We start from the raw sequence: 22,520 nt of genomic DNA on the forward strand, positions 1-22,520 counted from the left end.
TTCCTGGATCGTGTTATCACTTGTTGTTCAGGCAAATAAGCATAGTATTGGGTATACATGTTTCAGTTGGCACTGCTGGCAGGGCCAGAATAGGATTGTGTTGTGATTGGCTATTTTCTTCGTAAGGCATTCTCGGTTGTAATTATCACAGCAGGCATCGTTGCCGCCCCCACCTCTTTGGCTGCCGATCTTGAGCAGCAGCGCGACTGGTATGAGCAAGCTGGTATCGCGCTGGAAGAGGACAATATCGACGAGTACCGCAAGCTCAGGGACAAGCTGGACGATTACCCTCTTACCCCTTATCTCGACTATCGTGACTTTTCTCGTTTGTTGTTTATGAAGACGCCCAAGCAGGTGGAAGACTTTATTGAGGAATACAAAAATCTGCCGTTCAGTACCACCATCAAGTCCCGTTATCTTGAGTACCTGGCCGGCACCAAGCGCTGGCAGAACTTTGTCGAGGTGCAGCCGATGCCACCCCGCGGGGAGGTGCTGAAGTGCCACTATTACTATGCCCAAAGCAAACTGGGCAATACCGAAGTGGCCTGGCAGGGTGCGGAGTCACTCTGGCTGACCGGCAAGTCGCTGAGTGATGCCTGCGACCCGCTTTTGAACAAGTGGCAGAAAGCAGGCCAGAGAACCAATACCCTGATCCTCGATCGTATGTTGCTGGTGTATGAAGAAGGCCACCGAAATCGCCTCAAGTATCTCAACAAGCAGCTGTCGGGCAGCGGGAAAGCCAAAGGGAGAGAAGTACTGGCGTTGTACGATAATCCCGATGGCGTGGCGGCTTTTTCCAAACGCAGCAAGGTGACCCCGTTTAACCAGAGCCTGACGGTGCTGGCCTACAAGCGCCTGGCAAGGCAGGATGTCAGAGAGGCCGTCAGGCAATACCAGCGCACCATGGACGGTCAGCATTATTCCAAGACCAAGCGCCAGCGACTGGCTGACTATACTGCCAGCCGGCTGTTCTCTACCGAGGACGAGACGCTACTGCGCTGGCGAGATGACAAGGTCGCCACCAGTAACAGTACCAATTTGCTGGAGCGCCGGATCCGGGTGGCAATTCGCAAGGCAGACTGGAAAGATGCCGGGCTTTGGATAGATCGTCTGTCCGAGGCGGACAAGGCATCGACGCGCTGGACCTTCTGGCGTGCCAAGTTACAGGCCAAAGCGGGGAATGAGGCCGCTGCCGAGGAGCTGTACCGATCTATTCTCGGCCAGCGTGATTTCTACAGTGCTGCGGCCGCCACGGTATTGAACAAACCCATTGTTTATCCGGTCAAGAACCCTAACCAGTCGATGTCGCTGACCTACGAGTACGGCAAGGCACTGCGACGGATCAAGGAGCTGATTGCACTGGACAAGATTTTTGCGGCGGACAGGGAATGGCACTACCTGCTGGACCATATGAATAATGACGAGGTGGTGATGCTTGCCACCTATGCTGCGGCCAACAAATGGCATCACTTTGCGGTGCAGGCGACGATCTCCGGTCAGCTGTGGGATTATGTCGAGCTGCGGTTCCCGATAGCCCATAAATGGTGGTTCGACTTTTTCAGCAAGAAACGAGATTTGCCGGCGACGACGATGATGGCACTGGCCCGTCAGGAAAGTGCCCTCAATGTCGAGGCGGTATCACCGGTCGGCGCGCGTGGCCTGATGCAGCTAATGCCTGGCACGGCAAAGGAGACCGCGCAAAAGCTCGGACGTAACTACAAGGGCAAGAAAAGCCTGTTTGATCCCGGAGTGAACATTCGTCTCGGCAGCGGGTATCTGAAGATGATGCTGGAGCGTTACGACAACAACCGCATCTTTGCTTTTGCGGCCTACAATGCCGGTCCGAGCCGGGTGAAACGCTGGCGTCAGGAAACCGATGAACAACTGGATGTGTTTGAGTTTATTGAAGCGATCCCGTTTACCGAAACCCGGGGCTATGTGCAGAACATTCTGATGTTTGAAGTCTACTATGGCGATCTGACCGGCGATAAAAACCCGTTGCTTAAGCCGAATGAATTAGAAGCCATGTACTAGTCGATATGTCACCTTGGCTTGGTTGCGTATCCAGAACGCGGTAGAATCCTGACTGAGAACTGTACTCATTGATGAGGTTTAAATGTCTTCTACTCCAGAAACACCTGAATTTACTGACTGGCAGCAGGTGATCGATATTTTGCATCAGGCCGCGACCGAGCAAAAAGATGATACCTTGCTGAAATTGCTGCTGACACCGGATGAGCGCACGGTGCTGCTGTCCCGCATCAATATTTTCTATGAACTGTTAAATGGAGATCGCAGCCAGCGTAAGATCAGTGAACTGCTGGGAGTGGGTGTCGCGACGATCACCCGCGGATCCAATGAGTTGAAGCATCATGATGAGGCAACCAAAGCCTGGTTGTCTGATTTGCTGCAACAGCAGAGTGCCAAGAAGGCGCTTTGATTGCGTAGTACCAGCTTTTCGCTGGTGCGCTGCATGGACACATCACCCTGCCACTCGGCAGGGTTTTTTATATCTGCTTTCTTATAGAAGCTAGAAGCCTGGCACCGGTTGGTTTTTACACCGGGAAGAGTTCCTGGTTCATAAACGGGATCAGGGCCAGGATAAGTGCCTGCTGGTAGACCGAGCTGCGGCTGAGCTTGTGGTTGGTCAGCATGGCAATTGCCCCGCCTTGCTGTTTGACGTTGTGCTGGTTGAACATTTCGTCCATGACATCACCCAGCTCGATCCCCTGGTGGACTTTTTCCAGGGCCTCGGGGGGCAGCGGCAGGGAGGCTGAGCGGGATTCGCCCCGCTGATGGGCGTTTTCAATCACCATCCAGGCAAAAGTGAACTGGCCGTCGATACCGGCCTCGATACTGACATAGTAGTCGGCACCTGGTTTGCTGCGGCGGGCATTGGTGATTCGGTTGCGGGCACCGGACAGGGTCTCGTCAGCACACATTGGCTGATCGCGAACCTCGCTGGCGACACTGATCCCTTCAAAAGAGAAGGTCTGGTCTGGGAATGCGGCTGAAAAAGCCTCAGCGACGGCCGATATCTTGGCCGGGTTCGCTGAGGCGACAATAACTGATGACATACGATTACCTCCACCCGGCTATTTTACGGTTTACCGGCATGAAGTCACGTAATTAGACAGATAAGCCTTAACGGTCGTATGCCCAGTCAGACTGGATGATATAGCCGTGGATCTGGAACTCGTCGTTATTCACAAACAGGTTCGGAAAATCAGGCTGTGAGGTTGAAAAAACAACACCGTCTGCCAGTTGGGTCATGTGGTAGAAATCCGGCTCACTGCCACGTACAGAAGCAAAAACCGGTTGCTTCGGACGATATGAAGCCTTACGTGTTGCCAGCGCGTAGCTGCCTACCGGAGCACACTGGGAGATGTTCTCGTTGTCGACCAACAGCCCCAGGCACTCTTCGCGATCAAGGTGCTGCGGAATGGCACGTTTGCTAACGACATCCACAGAGCCGCCCTGGCTGTAGGAAATAAAATCCTTGCGGTGAATGATCGGGATATAGGTGCTGGTTGAACCCTGGGTCGACTCGTCGGAGATCGCCGTTGTGGCCTGGGTACCGGTATCAATTTGTCCGGTAAGCAGGTAGCTGATAGACGTGCTCAGGGTCTGCGCAATTTTTTCAAGTTCACGGACTTCGATACCGTATTTGCCCGATAGTTTGCGGCTCATTGTACCTTGCTGAAGATCTAAAGCCTCGCCAAGTTGTTTTTGGCTGATCCCCTGGATTTTAGCTAATCGCTTAATTCTCTCTAAATATTCCATAATCTCTAGCTTCCTGCTCACAGAATTTAAATGCAAATGGCATTCTTAAAAGTTATAAACTATTTTACTGATAACGATTTCGAAGGGAGCTATGAAGCATAAAAAGTGCGATTGATTTCGTTAAAGGAATATACCTATTTGTAGTGATGGGTAAAAAATGGAACAAATTTCTAACGGCGAAATAAGATCAGGCGGCAAACCAGAAACTGGAAGCAAGATCGCTGAACGTTCATGCCCTGTTGTCAATATATGACAATAGGCATTGGGGAAAACAGTAGTTAATCAATATAACGCCATGTTTTTATTGTTCTTTTTGTGTTATCAGGGGGCTCTATGTTCCAGCTCAGATAAATTGGGCTAGAAAATGAGGCTCGGCCCGGTGCTGGTTCAAGGTTATTTTCTTTGGCTTTATTACGCTGAAGCGGGTGATTTCATCGCGCGCTAAGCGCTTTTCATCACGCTGATTTTGCTGGTGGAGGTAAGTCGTAATGATGCTGACAGGGTATGATTGCGTTGCAGGTCAACCTGACGCTGCCATCACAGCTAAATACGTTTTGGTAAATCTCTATCGAGGTTTGGGCCATGAAACGAGCTTCTTGAGGTTGCTTAAGTATAATCAGCAAAAGTAACAGCTAAGTTATAATGTTGAAAATATCGAGTGGAAATAAAAAGAGTTGTTAGCCACCGTTCACTAACTCGATAACCGCTTATATCATTTATTTTTTCACAATAAAGAATATTGATATATTTCATTATAGAAAATAAATATCCGGTGGATTATTTTTCAGTCAGTGTGAATAGTTTCATGTGACTTGGTAGACATAATAGAGCGATGTGATCTTGTCTGACCAGCTTCTCTTGATCTGCATCAAAAATAGAGTTCTCATCCCGACGGTATGATTCACCTTCGATTATTTCCCCACTCCAATTAGATTCTGCGATTGTTATTATCCACGGGTCCATTTTTACTCTGATAAATACAGGGTTGGTGGCAGTTGTATATTTTATTGTCATGGAAAAGAATCAGGATACGGGGAATTGCGGTCATTTTGAGCGGAATTAGCCTATACCAATGAAGTATAAAATAAATGGGTTTCTATATTACGATGCAATAGATGGCACGCTAAAGCTTGAAGGACAAGCGGCAGATGACACTCAGCTTTCTATTACCGCCAATGCATTATTGTTTTTTTTAATTCAGCACCCGGGCGTGCTGACGCGCGATGAAGTGATGAAAAAGGTATGGGATGACAACGGTCTTATTTCATCAAACAGTAATTTGAATCAATACCTGAGTTTGTTGAGAAAATCTTTTCGCAGCTACGATATTGAAAATGTGATTGTAACCATTCCGCGTGGGCGGCTGGAGTTTAATCCCGAACTGGTGATTGAGGTTGTTGATGATAATCATCTGCACCCTTTGTTGCAGCAGGCGAGTGATGATAAAGAGATAGCCCCCGAACCATTGGTAAAAGGCATCAAGGAGCAAGAGTTCCCGCCACAAACCGAGCAGCAGGAACGGAACTGGATGATAGCCAGCGCGATATTGTTTATCGCGGCATTGGGCTTGTTATGGACGGCCATCATTACTGAGCGCTCACTGCATATTGTCAGCCTGACAGAGGTCGAGAGCGGTCTGTGCGAGCTCTTTTCGCCTGAGCTGATGATAAACAGTGCGATGGGAGATAAATACGTCACCAACTTCAAGGCGGTGCGCGACAAGCTGGGTCTGTCTTGTGCCAAGCATGAAAGGTTCATTTTTTACTATGGGGATAAGTTGCAAAGCAATGGGTTAGGGCGAACCTACATTGCGCGATGTGCCGAAAACGAAAATAACCCCTACGCCTACTGTGATAACTATTTTTATTATTCTTGGAAGAAATAATGCTAACACGCAAAAGCGGTAAGATTTTTTTTCTCTACGCGCTGATTTTATTTTTCCTCTGTAGCTTGCCCTTCGTATCCAAAGTGATCCCCTCGCAATCTGGTGATCTGAATTGTACGGCACGGGCGATCATGCACTTCGAAGACACGGTGACAGAAACCGTGAATGCGAATGTTCACTTTCGCTTTGGCGACCGTGGCAAAGGCTCCTTGGTTGTCGAGGGCTATTCCGACTCCAAGGCGGGGTGGCTGTATTTGCAACGATATGTTCAGTTCGATTATACCAGTGAGCGAGTCTCAGGGTATGAACGCCATTATCAGGTGCATAGCTGGTCTTCGACCAAATCCTCAATTGATGAATCCCCCGATGTGCTGTTTGATTATTTCATGCGTGAAATGTCTGACAGTCATGACGAACTGCTGATCAAAGTCGAAAAGCTTAGCTACAGAACCGTATTGCTGAGCTCGATCAACTCGCCGTTGTTTGTCTGCGCGTTAAGTGACAAATAGAGCGACCCGTTCTTTCTTATTTGTATTATTCAATCTCAAGTTATTAATTGTCTTTATATCTAGGGCTTAAGCCGTCAATAATCTACTGGTTGTCGACGGCTATGTTCATCTCCCACTGACGGCCGACTTTCGGTATAACCTCTTCCTTGTTTACCCCTTCAAATTAATTATCTACTTCTACTTCTACTTCTACTTCTACTTCTACTTCTACTTCTATTTTTGGTTCTTTTAATTCATCTCTCTGATGAATATTTACTCTCTCTGCTGCTTTTATTTCCGCTTTAGCTTTTGACCTGGCTTATTGGTAATACTTTCACCGGGTAAACATGCCGGAATTTTCATGCTGACTGTTCGGTTATAACGACGGTTGTCATTACTGTGATTTAGCTCCGTTTTTGCTGCTTATTCAGGTTGATTGCCAATATCGCCAAAAGATAAATATCAGGATGGTTCTGTGAATCAGGGCGTGAATTCGCCTTCGTGGTAGAACAAACAACTAAGTTGCCCATATTCTTGGAGTTTAATGCCATTTGTTTTTGTTGAGGAATATAGTGTTTTCGTGGTTGGAACAGGCCAATAAAACCATAAGAAAACCACATACAAAGGCCTGGAGGCCTTTTCTCAATAACGCTTACTCGAGACCTATGTACGGAGGAAATAAATATGGGTGATGCATTAGGTTTGATTGAAACAAAAGGGCTGGTTGCCTGTGTAGAAGCTGCAGATGCAATGTGCAAGGCAGCAAACGTAGAACTTATCGGTTACGAGAACGTGGGTTCAGGTCTGGTAACAGCGATGGTGAAAGGCGATGTCGGCGCGGTGAAAGCGGCGGTTGACTCTGGTGTGGAATCGGCACAGCGCGTGGGTGAAGTGGTGACTTCGCTGGTGATTGCTCGTCCGCATAACGATATCAACAAAATCGTTATTAAACACAAAGCATAAGCAGCGTTAACGGAGGATCTGACAATGAGTGATGCTTTAGGGCTTATCGAGACTAAGGGACTGGTTGCGTGTATCGAAGCCGCTGATGCGATGTGCAAAGCCGCCAACGTTGATTTGATCGGCTATGAAAACGTGGGCTCTGGCCTGGTAACGGCCATGGTCCGTGGTGATGTCGGTGCGGTGAAGGCTGCGGTGGACTCCGGTGTGGAATCGGCGCAGCGCGTCGGCGAGGTTGTCACGTCTTTGGTGATTGCCCGCCCGCATAACGATATCGAAAAAATTGTCTCTCAGTACACCGTGACTGAATAAAAGGAAAGTTCTATGAAAGATGCACTTGGTCTTATCGAAACAAAGGGTTTGGTTCCAAGTATTGAAGCTGCTGATGCCATGTGCAAAGCCGCCAATATCGAGCTGATTGGTTACGAAAATGTAGGTTCCGGTCTGGTTACAGTCATGGTGAAAGGCGATGTCGGTGCGGTAAACGCTGCCGTTGAGTCAGGCATTGAAGCGGCTCAGAAAGTGGGTGAAGTGGTGTCATCTCGCGTGATTGCCCGCCCACACAATGACATCGAGAAAATTGCATCCCAGCACAAGGCCTAACGTTGCCGCTGTGCAAGATGCCGGGGCGAGTTTGCCTTACCCAATCGTTGTAAGGCAATCCTTCCTCCCCTCATTCACGCATTAGTGAAGGACTAGAGATCATGACTTTAGACAAGGATTTACAATCCATCCAGGCAGCCCGTGAGCTGCTAAAACAGGCCAAACAGGCTCAAGCTCAGTTTGCGCAGTTCTCGCAGGAAAAAGTCGACAGTATTGTCGCGCACATTGCGGCCGAAGCGGCTCGCCATGCCGAAGAGCTGGCGAAACTGGCCCATGAGGAAACTGGCTTCGGGCGCTGGCAGGACAAGGTACTGAAGAACACCTTTGCGTCGACCAAGGTGCACGAGCATATCAAGCCGATCAAAACGGTTGGCATCATTTCCGATGATCCGGTGAACAAGGTGATGGAAGTAGGTGTACCGCTTGGGGTGATCACCGCGCTGGTTCCGTCGACCAACCCGACATCAACGATTTTCTACAAGACGCTGATCGCGCTCAAAGCCGGTAATGCGATCATCTTCTCGCCGCACCCGAATGCCAAGGCATGCAGCCAGAAAGCGATTGAGCTGGTCAAGCGCGCCGCCATGGAAGCCGGAGCCCCTGCCGGTATCGTCGACGGTGTGACGCTGCTGACAATGGAAGCGACCAAAGAGCTGATGCACAGCAAGGATGTCTCGCTGATCCTGGCAACCGGTGGCGAAGGCATGGTGCGTGCGGCTTACGCATCGGGCACACCGACAATCAGCGGTGGTCCGGGTAATGGCCCGGCCTTTATCGAGCGTACCGCCGATATCAAGCAGGCGGTCAGTGACATCATTACCAGTAAAACCTTCGACAACGGTGTGATCTGCGCATCCGAGCAATCCATCATCGCCGAACGCTGCATTTATGAGCAGGTGCACCAGGAGCTGCTGGCTCAGGGCGCTTACTTCATGAATGAGCAGGAGTCGCAACAACTGGCGAATATCCTGCTGCGTCCGAACGGCATGATTAACCCGGTTATCGTCGGCAAGTGCGCACAATCACTGGCAGAGATTGCCGGATTCAGTGTACCGGCTAACACCAAGGTACTGATTTCGCGCCAGGACAGCGTATCCCATCAAAACCCGTACTCCCGTGAAAAACTCTGCCCGGTACTGGGCCTGTACATCGAGGAAGACTGGCGCTCGGCGTGTGACCGCGTGGTGGAACTGCTGACCAACGAAGGCATGGGCCATACCCTGGTGATCCACACCCAGAACCAGGACATCGTGCGCCAGTTTGCGCTGGAAAAACCGGTGTTCCGGATGCTGGTCAACACCCCGGCAGCCCTTGGCGGCATTGGTGCGACAACCAACCTGATCCCCGCTCTGACCCTAGGTTGCGGCGCTCTTGGCGGCGGCTCGAGCTCAGATAACGTCGGCCCGATGAACCTGCTCAATGTCCGCAAGGTCGGCTACGGCGTCTGCAATATTGACGACCTTCGCCAGCCTGAAGCGTCTATCGCGCCAGCGGTACAGCCAGTACAAGCTGCGCCTGTTACTGCTCCGGCTCCTGCTGTGGCTGCAAGTGCACCGGCCAGCATCTTCGAAGATACGCGCTTTACCGGTGGCCCGGCACCTGTCGCCGCTCCTGCACCTGCAGCAACAACATCGGCGGATGACCGCTTTGGCTGCGGCGTTCCGGCTCCTGCCTGCAATGACGCTGGTACTGACGCCCGGAATGACATAACGGAAGAAAATGTCGAGCGCATCATCAAGCAGGTGATGGGTCGCATGGCGTCCTAACCGGTAGCAACGCAACAGAAGGTGGCAAAACTATGATTCTCGCAAAGGTAACCGGGCATGTCGTCGCCCCGCAGAAAAATGACGAACTACGAGGCAGCAACCTCTTGCTGGTAACGGCGTTGGGGGACGATCTCGAGCCCATCAAGGACCGTACCTATGTAGCCGTCGACAGTGTGGGAGCCGGCATTCGCGACCTGGTCCTGGTTGAGGAATATTTTGCGCTGCACAAACAGCAGTACAAGGCCATGTCAATCGTTGCCATCGTGGAAAAAGTCCATCAGGACAAATAAGGAATAACAGAGCGCATGAATGAATTTCAGATTAAGCCGACGCTCCATTTTGGCAACGGCGCCCTAGACAAGCTGGGCACACTGACGGGTCAGCGCGCATTGATCGTTACCGATCAGGCGATGGTCAAGTTTGGCATGGCCGACATGGTCCGCCAGCGTCTGCTTGCCAACCAGATGGTGGTTAGCCTGTTTGCTGATGTGACCTCGGATCCGGACATCTCGGTCATCGTCAACGGCATGAAGCAGATGGATGCCGATGCGCCGGATGTGGTTGTCGCGCTGGGTGGTGGCTCGGTGATCGATGCGGCCAAAGGGGTGATCTACACCCTGTGGGAAAGTGGCAAACTGGCGAAAAAGCCGTGCTTTGTCGCTATCCCGACCACCAGCGGCACGGGATCGGAAGTCACGGCATTTTCGGTGATTAAGTCAAAGGGCGAAAAATGGGTAGTGGTCGACGAGTTTATGTTGCCCGATCACGCCATTTTAGATCCTGAACTGGTGAAGTCGGTGCCTGCGGGCATTACCGCCGATACCGGGATGGATGTGCTGTGTCACGCGCTGGAGGCCTATGTCTCGACGATGGCGTCTGACTTTACCGATGCCCTGGCCGAAAAGGCCGTGCAGCTGGTCTTCGCCCACTTGCTTGAGTGCTACCAGAACGGCAGCAACCTCGAAGCAAGGGAGAAAATGCACAATGCCTCGTGCATTGCCGGTATGGCATTTACCAATGCCTCGCTGGGGATCACCCATAGCCTGGCCCACGCGCTGGGTGGCGTATTCGGCATTCCGCACGGACGGGCGAACGCCCTGATGATGTCGCATGTTGTGGCCTTTAACGCCAACCTGCACGGCGACTGCCAGACCTTGGCGGCAGAAAAATATGCCCATCTGGCCAAGCAGCTTGGCTTGCCGAGCCGTTCTACGCGGGAAGGTGTAATGAGCCTTATCGTGGCGATTGATGTGCTCAAAGAGCAGATGAATATGCCGGCAGGCATCCGCGACTGCGAGGTGGCCGAGCAGGCGTTCTTTGCCTCGCTGCCCGACCTGGTCGGTCCGGCGCTGAAAGATAGCTGTACCCCGACCAATCCGCGTGAGGTGAACACCCACCACTTGGAAACCCTATACCGACAAGCGTTTGCAGGTATTGCTCACACCTAGGCAATGCCATAGCGCATAACAATCCAATACCCAAACGGCGGGCCGTCCAGGCCCGGCCGACAGTGAAACATATTATTAGGAGAGGCTGAATTATGGCCAACTATTCCCTTACGCCGCGTGTAAAAATGCTGGCGGAAAGACTGCTTGCGCAAAAAAGTACTATTAGCGCCGAGCGTGCAACCATTCTGGCATCAATGGGCGACGATATCGCCGGTATGCCGCCGATGGTCAAAAATGCCCATCAGTTTTCCCAGCTAATGGCTGAGATGCCTGTCCATATCGGTCAGGATGAACTGATTGTCGGCAGCCAGTCGTCTCAGGCCCGCGGTGCAATCTTCCACACCGAAGACGAACTGAACAACGAGTCTGTGTTTGGTTTCCTTAACTGCGATAAAACCCACAGCCCTGACTACATGTCGGTGATCAGCTCTGGTTTCCAGGTACTGGAACAGCACATCGAGATGCGCCTGAAAAACATCGGCAGCGCGATCAGCCGCAGCGGCATGGACGAAGTCAATCAGGGCAAGGCGATGATCTTTGCCTGCAACGGTGCCGTGGCACTGGCCAACAAACTGGCTGCCGAAATGGAGCGTATGGCGGCAACGGAAACCCACCCGTACCGTCAGGCCGAGCTGAAAGAAACCGCCGCGATCCTTCGCCGCGTACCGGCGCAACCGGCTCAGACATTCAAGGAAGCCTGTCAGGCCTTCTATCTGTTCCAGCTAATGATGCATCTGGACAACGGTGGCTACGCCGTGGGTGCAGCAGGTTTCGACAAGGCGCTATACAGCTACTACCAGCGTGATCTGCAGGCCGGTGTGATCACCGAGCAGCAGGCCTATGAAGTGATCGAAAGCCTGTGGCTGAAACTGAGCGAGCTGTCTGAAGTGCGCGCAGAAAAAGCGGTCGACGGTTACCCGATGTTCGACTGGATGGTACAGGGCGGCCGTTTCGAGGACAGCCAGCTGATGATCAACGATCTGTCCAAGATGCTGCTGGCTGCCCGTAACAACCTGGCAAGCCTTGATAGCAAACTGGCGGTTCGCCTGTACCAGGCCGGTGGTGCACCCGTTACTGCAGCGGCTCCGCAGATTGCAACAACCGCCGAGTCTGAAGTCAAAGAGATGGAAGGCCTGACACCGCGTATGCAGCGCCTGCGTCATAACTACCTGAAAGCCCGTCCGAGCGTCTCTATCTACCGTGCGCTGGCATTCACCGAGGTGACCAAGCAGCACCAGGGCCTGCCGCCAATCCTGTTGCGTGCCAAGGCATTCCGCGTGGCCTGTGAAACTGCGCCGTTGCTGATCCAGGATGACGAGCTGATTGTCGGCCACCCATGTGGCAAGCCGCGTGCCGGTGCCTTCTCGCCGGATATCGCATGGCGCTGGGTTCGTGACGAGCTCGATACCATGAGCACCCGTCCGCAGGATCCGTTCGAGATCTCCGAAGAAGACAAGAAGGTGATCCGCGAAGAGATCGTACCGTTCTGGGAAGGCCGCTCTTTAGATGAGATCTGTGAAGCCCAGTACCGCGAAGCCGGTTTGTGGGAGTTCAGTGGCGAGACTTACGTCAGTGATCTGTCTTACCACCAGATCAACGGTGGTGGCGATACCTGTCCGGGTTACGACGTCCTGCTGTTCACTAAAGGCATGAACGGCATCAAGGCCGATGCCGAGGAAAAACTGGCTCAGCTGAGCATGGAAAACCCGGAAGACATCGACAAGATTTACTTCTACAAGGCGTCTATCGAAAGCTGTGAAGGTGTGATGGCTTATGCCAAGCGTCTGGCAAACCACGCCCGCGAACTGGCACTGACCGAAACGGATCCGGCGCGCCGTGCCGAGCTGTTCACCATCGCTGAAACCAATGAAAACGTTCCGGCCAACCCGCCGAAGACCCTGCAGGAAGCGCTGCAGAGCATCTGGACAGTCGAGTCATTGTTCGAGGTGGAAGAGAACCAGACAGGTCTGTCACTGGGCCGTCTTGATCAGTACTGCTACCCGATGTACCAGGCGGATATTGAATCTGGTCGTCTGACTCAGGAACAAGCCCTGGAGATGATGCAGGCCTTTATCATCAAGTGTGCCGAGCTGATGTGGATGTCGAGCGAGCTGGGCGCGAAATACTTCGCCGGTTACCAGCCGTTCATCAACCTGACCGTTGGCGGCCAGAAGCGTATGGGCGGTGATGCGACCAACGATCTGACCCTGCTGATCATGGATGCGGTGCGTTTTGTGAAGGTGTACCAGCCGTCGCTGGCGTGTCGTATTCACAACCAGTCGCCACAGCACTACATGGAAAAAATCGTTGATGTCGTGAAGGCGGGCATGGGCTTCCCGGCATGTCACTTCGATGACTCACACATCAAGATGATGCTGCGCAAAGGTTACGACTTCGAAGATGCCCGTGACTACTGCCTGATGGGCTGTGTAGAGCCGCAGAAATCCGGCCGTATCTACCAGTGGACTTCTACCGGTTACACCCAGTGGCCTATCGCGATTGAGTTCGTGCTGAACCGCGGCCGCATGGTGCTGTTCGATAGCCATCAGGGCCTGGATACCGGTGATCTGAATAGCATGACAACCTTCGACGCCTTTGATGCGGCAGTGAAGGAGCAAATCGCCCATATCGTCAAATTGTCTGCCGTCGGTACGGTGATCAGCCAGCGCGTGCACCGTGATGTGGCGCCTAAGCCGCTGATGTCACTGCTGGTGGAAGGCTGTATGGAGCAGGGTAAAGACGTCAGTGCCGGTGGTGCCGTGGTCAACTACGGTCCGGGTCTGATCTTCTCTGGCCTGGCAACGTACGTCGATTCAATGGCGGCGATCCGCAAGCTGGTCTTTGAAGACAAGAAGTACACCCTGGAGCAAATGCGCGATGCGATGCTGGCTAACTTCGAAGGCTTCGAAGAGCTGCGCCGTGACTGCCTGAACGCACCGAAGTTCGGTAACGATGATAACTACGCCGATGATTTCGCGCTGGATATCACCGAGTGGACCGAGCGTGAGTGTGGCAAGTACGAGATGCTTTATTCGCGTCTGAGCCACGGCACCCTGTCTATCTCTAACAACACCCCGATTGGCGAACTGACCAACGCGACACCGAACGGCCGTCTGGCGTGGATGCCGCTGTCTGACGGTATCAGCCCGACTCAGGGTGCGGACAAGCAGGGCCCGACGGCGATTATCAAGTCGGTGAGCAAGATGAACGTTGAAACCATGAACATCGGTATGGTTCACAACTTCAAGTTCCTCAAAGGCCTGCTGGATACCCCGGAAGGCAAGAACGGCCTGATCACCTTGCTGCGAACCGCTTCCATTCTTGGTAACGGCCAGATGCAGTTCAGCTACGTCGACAACGAAGTGCTGAAGAAAGCCCAGCAGGAGCCTGAGAAATACCGCGACCTGATCGTGCGTGTTGCCGGCTACAGTGCCTACTTCGTCGAGCTTTGTAAGGAAGTTCAGGACGAAATCATCAGCCGTACCGTACTGGAAAAATTCTAACCCAGCCCAAGGGGCCGCAAGGCCCCTTATAAAGCCACTAAGCGCGAGCGAAGTGAGGAGAAAAAACAATGACTGGGATAGCACAAGTGAGCAAAGACGCAGAGCTAACAGGACGGATATTCAATATCCAGAAATATTCCATTTATGACGGTGACGGGATCCGGACGCTGATCTTCTTCAAGGGCTGCAACCTGCAGTGTGACTGGTGCGCCAACCCCGAGGGGCTGAGCAGCAAGTTCCAGGTGATGTTTAGCCAGGACAAGTGTGTCGCATGCGGCAAGTGTGCCCAGGTATGTCCTGCTGGTGTGCACATGATGAGCACCGGTGCGGACGGCAAGGCAGTCCACAAAATCAACCGGACGGTGGACTGTATTGGCTGCCGTAAGTGTGAAGAAGTGTGCATGGGCGATGCGCTGGATGTGATGGGCAAAGATGTCACGGTCTCCGAGCTGATGGAAATCATCATGCAGGACTACGACTTCTACATGTCTTCCGGCGGCGGGGTGACGCTGGGCGGCGGCGAGCTGAGCCTGCAGGCGGATTTCGCCACGGCGCTGCTGACCGAATGCAAAAAGCAGATGATCAACACCGCGATTGAAACCCAGGGCACCACCAGCCTGGAGAGCTACCAGAAACTGGCTACCTGCACGGATCTGTTCCTGTTTGATATCAAGCAAATTGATACCGACCAGCACCGTCAGTTGCTCGGAATTGGTAACGAAGGGGTAAAACGCAACCTCGAATACTTGGTCGATATTGGTGCCAACATCGTGATCCGTATGCCTCTGATCCGCGGCTACAACGACTCTTACGATTCGATCACCGGGGCGTTCAGCTATGTCATGGAGCTTGCCAAGCGCGGCAACATCCAGCGTATCGACGTGCTGCCATACCACCAGTTTGGCAAAACCAAATACGACAAGCTCGACATGATTTACCCAATCACCCAAGACCTTGGCTATAGCGACGAAGAGCTAGACCAGTTAAGCGCCTTCTTTACCCAGTTCGATTTCGATATCCGCTTGGTTCGACATTAAGGAGGAAACGATGACGACCAGTTTGGGCGTAATAGAAACCCGGGGTCTGACGCCTGCCATTCACGCCGCTGATGCGGCCTGCAAGTCGGCAGCCGTCAATCTGGTGGGTTACAAGAAAATAGGTTCGGGACTGGTGTCCGTGATGTTTCACGGCGAGATCAGTGCCATCTCGGCGGCGGTAGAAAACGGTGTCGAAGCGGCGCAGGGCGTCGTGGCGTCACTGGTGATTGCCCGCCCTGACGAGAGTGTGCTGGCGATGCTGGAAAACACATCATCAGCTCAGCCGGAGCCGGAGCCGGTTGCCGATGCAGATTGTGAACCTGCACCGAAAGCCGATCCCCCTGCACCGAAAGTCGATACTGCAACACCGGAAAAAGCGCAGCCTGCACCTGAGGTGCTGGTTAAGCCAGAGCAAAAGCCCGAGCCCGAGCAAAAGCCAGAGCCAACAACTACTAAAGGGCCAGAAGCTGCACAGGAAACAGAGCCTAAGCCAGAAACAAGCCGCAAGGCGGCTGGCGACAAACCGGCGGCGAAGCGTTCTACCCGAACCCGTAAACAAGGACCACGCAAATGATCAGCGCAACGTTAATGGCACAGATTGAGCAGAAACTGCCGCCGAGCTGCCGACAGGAAGCAGCGGTATTGAGCTCGGTCATGGCAGGTGCGGTGTCGGAGCTTGGCATTCCTACCGGGGTGTCAAACCGCCACGTTCACCTTAGCCAGCAGGACATCGAAGCGCTGTTCGGGGCGGGCTATCAGCTGACGCCTATCAAGGAGCTCAAGCAGCCGGGTCAGTTCGCAGCCAAAGAGTGCGTCACTATCGTCGGCCCTAAGGGCTCGATCCAGCGTGTACGCGTGCTGGGTCCGGCCCGGCCACAAACGCAGCTCGAGGTCTCGAAAGCCGACTGTTACACCCTTGGTATCAAGGCGCCTGTTCGCGAGTCGGGCGATCTGACTGGCTCGGCAGATGCCTTGCTGGTCGGAGCGGCGGGTTACTGCCATCTCGATTCGAAAGTGATTTGTGCCCAGCGCCATATCCACATGAGCACACAAGACGCCGCTCGCTTTCAGGTCGAGAACGGCCAGCGGGTGAAGGTGCGTGCTGGTGGCGGTTGCGGCGTGGTATTCGAGCAGGTGGTGGTGCGAGTCAGCCCTTCGTATGCGCTGGAGTTCCATATCGACACCGATGAAGCGAATGCGGCAGGGATCCGCTCGGGAGAAGACGTTTATCTGGCTCGGTAATTAAGCCAGACAAATGACTGAGCTAAGAGAGGTAGGAATGAACGAGCAACAGATTGAAGCCCTGGTGAAACGTGTGCTCGCGGGCATGCAGCCTCGCACGCTGGTTGTTCTGGGCGGTGATGCGGACTATCAGTCCCTGATCATTGCGCGTCTTCAGCAGTGCCAGCAGCGCCGGTTTTCCATCTACATCCCGCCTTCGGCAACTGCCGCGCATTCAGCGATTCAGTGGCAGGAAGTGGGGGAGATCCTGACGTGGGACGGCAGCGATCCGGTGCAGTTTCTGTCCGGCTTCGAGGCGGTGTGGCTACCGTTTCTCGATCCGGCAACGCTGGCCGAGATCGCCAATGGCCTGTTCGGATCGCCGGGTGCTGTACTGGTGCAAACCGCTCTGATGAAAGGGATACCGACAGCCGCTCTGGATTATCAGTGCCGGTTAGACAGCGAGCTGAACCAGCTGAAGGGACTGGCCAATAACCCGGCCATGACCGCAAGGCTGACAGCACAGCGTCAGACGGTACAGGCACTGGGTTTAACGCTTGGTTCGATAGCGGTATTTGACGCAGAACCACAGGAGCAGGGCTGCCAGTCGCTTTCTACTAACGAAAGAGCAACGAACGCAATAACAACAAATGTAAGAACAAATGCAAGTGTGCCGGCTGAATCGGCATCGCCACGCTTTATCACCCTTTCCGAGGTGATGGAGCAGGGGATCGCCGCATTTTCCGAGCAGGACCGGTTAACCGATCTGGCTCAGGAGTATGTAAAGGCTCAGCAGGCGAGCTAACGCTTTATCTAATTCGAAAACAAAAATTGAAAGAAAACTTTAGGAGTATTTATGTCTGAATCTGTAAAAAAATGGCTCTGGATGGCGTTGGTTATCGCCTCTGAAACCTCGGCCACCTCAACCCTGAAAATGTTCGACACCAGTGAAGGCTTTACCAAAACAGCCTTGCTGGCAGTTATCGTTCTGCTTTATGTGGTGTGTTACTACTCGCTGTCCCAGGCGGTGAAATACCTGCCGGTTGGTCTTGCCTACGCCACCTGGTCTGGCACCGGTATCCTGCTGGTCTCGACGCTGGGCATGGTGTTCTACGGCCAGCATCCGGATATGGCCGCGATGATCGGCATGCTGGTCATCGCCAGCGGGATCATCATCATGAACCTGTTCTCCAAGATGGGTGAAGAAGAAAGCGAAGAAGAAGCAATCGAACTTAACACTGAAGAAGCGAAAGGGTAAGGAGAGACACCATGTTCAACGTAGGATTTTTGTGGCTGGCACTGTCAATTTGCTCTGAGATCACAGGTACATCATACATCAAGAAAACCAACAACTTCCGTAATCCGGCGATGTCGGCACTGGTGATTGGTGCATACAGCCTGTGTTACTTCGCGCTGACCAAGGCGATGGGTTATATCCCTGTCGGTATTGCGTACTCGCTATGGTGTGGCTTCGGTATTATCGGTGTAACCATCTTCTCGATGATCCTCTACAAGCAGAAGCCTGACTTCCCGGCCATGCTGGCAATGGGCCTGATCATCACAGGCGGCGTGATCATGAATGTGTTCTCGCAGATGTAATCACCAAGCCTGAGCATGCGATCAATACCAACATACGATCAGTATCAAATTGTCGCATGGTTATGGATTGTCTTGCTCAAAACTAGATAGATAGCTGAAAGCCCCTAATTCGTATTAGGGGCTTTTTTTTATGCGAACTAATGTCAATTGCTTGACGAGGCGCCTGTCTAGTTTTCTAAAACCTGACGCCTGATCAAATATGCGACAAATAATCCATAATTCACACTACTTTTTGATTTGAAACCATATTCCTGATTGATACCTCTAATGTAGTATGTCCGTGTTTTGACGCTTTTGTCATTTGTTTGACGGGTTGTGTCGCGATCAAAACCAGCCTGATGTCAAAACTCAGTGATTGCCCTGATAGCTACTGCTCAGTAAGTCGGGTTGCCTTGGCGAGCGGAGTGCCAATTCGACGTGGTGTAAGCGGCACCATGGCAGCGTTTACTGAAATACATCAAAACTATCTAAAGATAAGAGTAATAAAAAGAATGAAAATAATAAGAAAGCTACTTCAGACTATCGGCCTTAAGAGTATCCAGGCGCAGCTATTGCTGCTGAGTGTCATCTTAGTACTATCCGGGTTCAGCGCGATGGGGATTATCTACTACGGGATGGAAGCTGATGCGGCAACCATTAACGTAGCCGGACGCCAGCGAATGCTGTCCCAACGGGTTGCCAAGGAAGTCCTGCTGGTACAGTCCGGCATGGAACAGCAAGAGGGAGTTAACAAGACAATTAAACTGTTTGAGTCATCAATGAACGTGCTGAGAAACGGCGACAAGGAGCAAGGTATCTCAGCGCCTAAGACCCCTGAGATTGAAGCCCAGCTTAGCAAGGTGAACGAGCTATGGCTTGAATATCGCGCCGGTATCCAAAAGCTGCTGCAGATAGATGAAAGCCAGCTTCGAAGCGAAGAGAATGCCACCCTGATAAGAGAGCTGTATCAGCGTTCTCCGGTTATTCTCAAGGAAATGAATACCGCGGTGAAGATGATGGAGACGGCCAGCAATACCAGTGTGACGGTCAATATGCAGATCACGTTGGGCTTGATCCTGGTCTTGATGCTGCTGTCCGGAAGCTTGTATCTATACGTTCACGAATATCTGATGAAACCTCTGTTGCCACTGCGTGAAGCGCTGCAGCTGTTCGCCAAAGGCGATCTCACCAAGCCATTGCCGTCTGATGACAGTGGCGACGAAATCGGCGCGCTTTATACCGACTACAACGAGGCCCGCTGGGGAGTTGCCAGCATGATGGGCAGCGTCATCAAATCGAGCGAACAGCTGAGCGTCTCCAGCCTGCAGCTGAAAAAGGCAGCCACTGAAAATGCCAGCGGCATGCAGCAGCAATATCAGGAGATCGAGATGATCTCGACGGCGATGAATGAAATTTCTGCCACCATTCAGGAAGTCGCTTCAAGCAGCGCCAATGCCTCGGAATACACCAACCGTGCAGAACAAGAAGCCAACCGCGGCCGCACTGTGATGCTGGAGGCAACCGGTACTATCGATGAACTTAATCAGCAGGTGCAGTCGGTAGGGACAGTAATCAATACCCTCAATGCCGACAGCATGGGGATCAGCAAGGTACTGGAAGTGATCAACGACATTGCCGAGCAGACCAACTTATTGGCACTAAATGCCGCCATCGAAGCCGCCCGTGCCGGTGAAGCCGGACGCGGATTCGCCGTTGTTGCCGATGAAGTGCGTGGCCTGGCTGCCAGAACGGCCAACTCAACCAGCGAAATTCAGCAGATGGTCGAGAAGCTGCAAAAGCAGGCCCATCAGGCTGTAGACGTGATCGGTGCTGGCCAGCAGCAGGCCGCTGCTGGTGTCGAACACATGAAACAGGCCGATGAAGCCCTAGAGCGTATCGTCGAAGCCGTCGCGGCCATCAATGAAATGAATGCCCATATCGCCACCGCCACACGGGAAGAAAGTGATGTCGCCGATGACATGAACCAGCGCATCGTCCATGTTGCAGACACCTCCCACAAAACCCGCGACAACGCCACTAACAACCAGCAACTGGCCGATCACCTATCTGAAGTTGGACAGCAGCTGAGCAACTACACGGAGCGTTTTCATATTTAATTGCAGTTTGCGCTGAGAGATGTGATTGACACAAATGGCTGGTAATGGAGGTTACCAGCCATGGAAATGCAATAAAGCCAGCTAGGCAATGCTTTAGCGGGCTCTTAGTGTCATTCATATAAATGGCAGATACAAAAACGGGGCATCCGAAGATGTCCCGTTTCCAAACGTTTGGTGGAGCTGGCGGGAGTTGAACCCGCGTCCAAAACCAGTCTAACCAGAGGCGCTACATGCTTAGTCTGTCTTTATTCTCGTAAGTGCACTGCGAACAGACACGCTATGCAAGTACATACCAGAATTCATATTTCGCGGTTCATCTCTCTAGTCAAAGATTCCCTCGCTATCTCGTTTGGGTTTGAACCCCTGTTATTCCCCGTCTTACAAGCGGAAGCTAGGGCAGGAGCGCTCTCAGCAGGGTATTAAGCTGCTAGTGCGTAGTTTTCGTCGTTTGCGACTATTTTTTTGCGGTTTTTTTACGAGGCCAACCGCACCTCGGCATGCTCCCAAAGCCTTCGTGATCCTGTCGAATCCTAAATCAGCCCCAGAGTTCGATCGATGGTAACAGAAAATGCGATAGGGTCAACATAAAACCCTGTTGAACCGGCTCTTATGGAGAAAAATCCACCGCTTAGCCGGTTCGGCATCTTCTTAGCGCATGCTGCTCTTCATAATACGTGCCTTGTCGCGCTGCCAATCACGATCTTTCTTGTCGGCACGCTTGTCGTGCAGCTTCTTGCCTCGCGCTGTACCTATCTTTAGTTTAACCCATGATGCCTTCCAGTACATGGAAAGAGCCACAATGGTTTGGCCGTCGCGGTTTACCGCGCCCAGTAGCTTGTCGATTTCGCGGCGGTTAAGCAGCAGCTTGCGGGTACGGGTCGGGTCGGCAACAACGTGGGTCGATGCGGCGTTCAGCGGGGTGATCTGTACCCCGGAAATGAAGGCTTCGCCGTTGCGCAGGAACACGTAGCTCTCGGAAATGTTTACTTTGCCCGAGCGGATCGCTTTCACTTCCCAGCCCTGCAGTTCCAGGCCTGCTTCGTATTCGTCGTCAATCGCATACTCATGACGCGCCGATTTGTTTTTCGCAATGGTATTGCTACCCGGCTTGCTTGGTTTTTTCTTTGCCATAGATATTTTGTTCACTCTTTTGCAGTCCCTGCCGGATGAGATTATCGGCAGGTCGAAGTGCAGTATCCGCAGGCCTTGAAGGCGTTCGCCTTAAGGCTGGATTTGCACGAATTTTGGCTAATAGCCGAGTAATGGTATCATTGCCCCACCTCTTCTCCTAGGTTTTGGCTGCTAAGTCGCTAAATACTTGAGAGTTGAGGCACTTGTTATGGGTAAAGGAGAAACTATGCCTCAGATTAGTCGCTCTGCACTGGTTCCTTTTAGTGCACAGAAAATGTTTGAACTTGTTAATGATGTTGAGTCTTACCCTGCGTTTTTGCCGGGCTGTTCCGGCACTAAGATATTAGAAAGTTCTGACGAGCATATGATGGCATCTGTCGATGTATCCAAGGCAGGAATCAAGAAAACCTTTGTCACCCGCAATCAGCTGATTGGCGTGAATAAAATTGACATGCAGCTGGTGGAAGGCCCTTTCCGGCGTCTGGTTGGCGGCTGGCACTTTACCGAGCTTGATGCCGAGGCATGCAAGGTTGAGCTGAAACTGGATTTTGAATTTACCAACGGGTTGGTAGAAGCGGCGTTTGGCAAGGTGTTCCGCGATCTAACCAATAATATGGTGAATGCGTTTACCCAACGAGCCAGAGAAGTTTATGAGTTCTGAAGAAAAGCTGATCCATGTCGAGGTGGTGTACGCGCTGCCTCAGGCCCAGCGTGTGATCAAGCTGGCGATCACCCCCGATACCCAGGTTCATGAGATTATCGAGCAGTCCGGCGTACTGGAAATGTACCCGGAAATTGACCTGAAGAAGAACAAGGTGGGTGTCTACAGTCGTAATGTGAAGCCCAATGCGACGGTGCACGATGGCGATCGGATTGAAATCTACCGTCCGTTACTGGCCGATCCGAAAGAGATCCGCCGCAAGCGTGCCGAACAGGCCAAGCAGGAGGCGCTAGACGCCAAGGCGACCGAATAAAGCCTTATTCTGTATACCGGAAACAA

Annotated in this window: 22 protein-coding genes, 1 other RNA gene and 1 pseudogene; 20 read left to right on the forward strand and 4 right to left on the reverse strand. The window is 52.4% G+C overall.

Annotated elements, in window-relative coordinates; translation table 11 throughout:
- Nucleotides 1-102: 102 nt before the first annotated feature.
- On the forward strand, nt 103-2,034 hold the full coding sequence (gene sltY, locus EIZ48_RS07260; protein WP_160649686.1) for a murein transglycosylase: 1,932 nt from the start codon (nt 103-105) through the stop codon (nt 2,032-2,034).
- An 82-nt stretch (nt 2,035-2,116) separates the two neighbouring features.
- Complete coding sequence (gene trpR / locus EIZ48_RS07265; protein ID WP_160649688.1) at nt 2,117-2,440, forward strand: trp operon repressor; 324 nt, start codon at nt 2,117-2,119, stop codon at nt 2,438-2,440.
- Nucleotides 2,441-2,555: 115 nt separating this feature from the next.
- On the opposite strand, the gene yjjX is transcribed toward trpR, so the two are convergent.
- Nucleotides 2,556-3,077, reverse strand: a complete 522-nt coding sequence (gene yjjX / locus EIZ48_RS07270) for an inosine/xanthosine triphosphatase (protein ID WP_160649690.1) — start codon at nt 3,075-3,077, stop codon at nt 2,556-2,558.
- 67 nt (nt 3,078-3,144) lie between these two features.
- A complete protein-coding gene (locus EIZ48_RS07275) occupies nt 3,145-3,783 on the reverse strand; it encodes a helix-turn-helix domain-containing protein (protein ID WP_075762488.1) in 639 nt (212 codons plus the stop codon).
- A gap of 1,072 nt (nt 3,784-4,855) precedes the next feature.
- Between EIZ48_RS07275 and EIZ48_RS07280 the strand changes: the two genes are divergently transcribed.
- The 16 genes and pseudogenes from EIZ48_RS07280 to EIZ48_RS07355 all read left to right on the forward strand — a co-directional run bounded on the left by EIZ48_RS07280 (nt 4,856) and on the right by EIZ48_RS07355 (nt 20,389).
- Nucleotides 4,856-5,668: a winged helix-turn-helix domain-containing protein gene (locus EIZ48_RS07280; protein ID WP_160649692.1), complete on the forward strand. Its 813-nt coding sequence runs from the start codon at nt 4,856-4,858 to the stop codon at nt 5,666-5,668.
- Entirely contained in the window at nt 5,668-6,177 is a 510-nt protein-coding gene (locus tag EIZ48_RS07285; protein WP_160649694.1) for a FidL-like protein, read from the forward strand. The genes EIZ48_RS07280 and EIZ48_RS07285 overlap by 1 nt, the downstream gene beginning before the upstream one ends.
- Nucleotides 6,178-6,840: 663 nt before the next feature.
- Nucleotides 6,841-7,119 (forward strand): BMC domain-containing protein, encoded by a 279-nt coding sequence (locus EIZ48_RS07290; RefSeq protein WP_015670698.1) that lies wholly within the window; start codon nt 6,841-6,843, stop codon nt 7,117-7,119.
- A gap of 24 nt (nt 7,120-7,143) precedes the next feature.
- On the forward strand, nt 7,144-7,428 hold the full coding sequence (locus EIZ48_RS07295) for a BMC domain-containing protein (protein WP_075762483.1): 285 nt from the start codon (nt 7,144-7,146) through the stop codon (nt 7,426-7,428).
- Between the two features lie 12 nt (nt 7,429-7,440).
- A complete protein-coding gene (locus tag EIZ48_RS07300; protein ID WP_075762482.1) occupies nt 7,441-7,719 on the forward strand; it encodes a BMC domain-containing protein in 279 nt (92 codons plus the stop codon).
- 101 nt (nt 7,720-7,820) lie between these two features.
- Nucleotides 7,821-9,485, forward strand: a complete 1,665-nt coding sequence (locus EIZ48_RS07305; protein WP_192928486.1) for an acetaldehyde dehydrogenase (acetylating) — start codon at nt 7,821-7,823, stop codon at nt 9,483-9,485.
- A gap of 32 nt (nt 9,486-9,517) precedes the next feature.
- Nucleotides 9,518-9,775, forward strand: coding sequence for a EutN/CcmL family microcompartment protein (locus EIZ48_RS07310; protein WP_075762480.1), 258 nt, complete (start codon nt 9,518-9,520; stop codon nt 9,773-9,775).
- Nucleotides 9,776-9,790: 15 nt separating this feature from the next.
- On the forward strand, nt 9,791-10,933 hold the full coding sequence (locus EIZ48_RS07315) for a 1-propanol dehydrogenase PduQ (RefSeq protein ID WP_160649696.1): 1,143 nt from the start codon (nt 9,791-9,793) through the stop codon (nt 10,931-10,933).
- A gap of 92 nt (nt 10,934-11,025) precedes the next feature.
- Entirely contained in the window at nt 11,026-14,436 is a 3,411-nt protein-coding gene (gene cutC, locus EIZ48_RS07320) for a choline trimethylamine-lyase (RefSeq protein ID WP_160649698.1), read from the forward strand.
- Nucleotides 14,437-14,504: 68 nt separating this feature from the next.
- A complete protein-coding gene (gene cutD, locus EIZ48_RS07325) occupies nt 14,505-15,473 on the forward strand; it encodes a choline TMA-lyase-activating enzyme (protein WP_160649700.1) in 969 nt (322 codons plus the stop codon).
- 10 nt (nt 15,474-15,483) lie between these two features.
- Nucleotides 15,484-15,723, forward strand: a pseudogene (locus EIZ48_RS29390) (BMC domain-containing protein); the annotation flags it as partial.
- Between the two features lie 320 nt (nt 15,724-16,043).
- The gene (locus EIZ48_RS07335) at nt 16,044-16,715 is read left to right on the forward strand and encodes a phosphate propanoyltransferase (protein WP_075762475.1); all 672 of its coding nucleotides are present in this window, start codon (nt 16,044-16,046) and stop codon (nt 16,713-16,715) included.
- 37 nt (nt 16,716-16,752) lie between these two features.
- Nucleotides 16,753-17,499 carry a hypothetical protein gene (locus EIZ48_RS07340; protein WP_075762474.1) on the forward strand — a complete coding sequence of 249 codons (747 nt, stop codon included), beginning with the start codon at nt 16,753-16,755 and terminating at the stop codon, nt 17,497-17,499.
- Nucleotides 17,500-17,550: 51 nt separating this feature from the next.
- Nucleotides 17,551-17,952, forward strand: a complete 402-nt coding sequence (locus tag EIZ48_RS07345; protein ID WP_075762473.1) for a DMT family transporter — start codon at nt 17,551-17,553, stop codon at nt 17,950-17,952.
- A gap of 11 nt (nt 17,953-17,963) precedes the next feature.
- Nucleotides 17,964-18,293, forward strand: coding sequence for a DMT family transporter (locus tag EIZ48_RS07350; RefSeq protein WP_075762472.1), 330 nt, complete (start codon nt 17,964-17,966; stop codon nt 18,291-18,293).
- Between the two features lie 491 nt (nt 18,294-18,784).
- The gene (locus tag EIZ48_RS07355; RefSeq protein WP_160649704.1) at nt 18,785-20,389 is read left to right on the forward strand and encodes a methyl-accepting chemotaxis protein; all 1,605 of its coding nucleotides are present in this window, start codon (nt 18,785-18,787) and stop codon (nt 20,387-20,389) included.
- 172 nt (nt 20,390-20,561) lie between these two features.
- Here the strand turns inward: EIZ48_RS07355 and ssrA are convergent.
- Together ssrA and smpB are read right to left on the reverse strand one after the other, a co-directional pair.
- Nucleotides 20,562-20,932: a transfer-messenger RNA gene (gene ssrA / locus EIZ48_RS07360) on the reverse strand.
- A 105-nt stretch (nt 20,933-21,037) separates the two neighbouring features.
- Entirely contained in the window at nt 21,038-21,520 is a 483-nt protein-coding gene (gene smpB, locus EIZ48_RS07365) for an SsrA-binding protein SmpB (RefSeq protein ID WP_160649733.1), read from the reverse strand.
- A 226-nt stretch (nt 21,521-21,746) separates the two neighbouring features.
- Here smpB and EIZ48_RS07370 point away from each other — a divergent pair, with 226 nt between their 5' ends.
- Together EIZ48_RS07370 and EIZ48_RS07375 are read left to right on the forward strand one after the other, a co-directional pair.
- On the forward strand, nt 21,747-22,181 hold the full coding sequence (locus EIZ48_RS07370) for an SRPBCC family protein (RefSeq protein ID WP_075762458.1): 435 nt from the start codon (nt 21,747-21,749) through the stop codon (nt 22,179-22,181).
- A complete protein-coding gene (locus EIZ48_RS07375) occupies nt 22,171-22,494 on the forward strand; it encodes an RnfH family protein (protein ID WP_160649706.1) in 324 nt (107 codons plus the stop codon). The genes EIZ48_RS07370 and EIZ48_RS07375 overlap by 11 nt, the downstream gene beginning before the upstream one ends.
- Nucleotides 22,495-22,520 lie beyond the last annotated feature (26 nt).

Source organism: Photobacterium alginatilyticum (assembly GCF_009910675.1).
GTDB lineage: Bacteria > Pseudomonadota > Gammaproteobacteria > Enterobacterales > Vibrionaceae > Photobacterium > Photobacterium alginatilyticum.